Source organism: Streptococcus sp. WM07 (assembly GCF_004570525.1).
GTDB lineage: Bacteria > Bacillota > Bacilli > Lactobacillales > Streptococcaceae > Streptococcus.
The window spans coordinates 1-407 of the sequence record NZ_SPPZ01000230.1; the positions used below are offsets into that span (position 1 = coordinate 1).

Genomic DNA, 407 nt, shown 5'->3' on the forward strand with positions numbered 1-407 from the left:
CATGCAATCTGTGCATGTATCTTGAACAAAAGTGACGGCATCGGCTAGATTACGCCAAGTTTTCAAATCGCCGCGACTCGTGAAAACATCAAAATACCTGTCGGGATTTCCTATCTGAATACCAACCGTCCACAAGCCAGGGGTGGTTGATTTAATTTTTACTGAGTAATTTCCCCGATTGGTTTCAGCGATCACCAATATTTCTTGTTTGTTCAGGCCCATTTTGCTTTTTGTTAGGTCAGTTGCTGCCGGAAGGGGGCAGGACGGATCATTTTACCGTAACGTTTGACAAATTCCGATTTTGCGACTCGTCGCTGTCAGCCATCCAAACCTCAAGGCAAGGGCTGGGGCTTTTTTTCGCGGGCGCGAAAAAACCGGGATGCCCATTCCGGAGCGCGGTCGCTTAC

General features: G+C 48.2%; 1 protein-coding gene. It reads right to left on the reverse strand.

Annotated features, from left to right (window positions below; genetic code table 11):
• The coding region (locus tag E4T71_RS10115; RefSeq protein ID WP_135038993.1) for a hypothetical protein at positions 1 to 222 on the reverse strand (222 nt) is incomplete at its 3' end.
• Positions 223 to 407 lie beyond the last annotated feature (185 nt).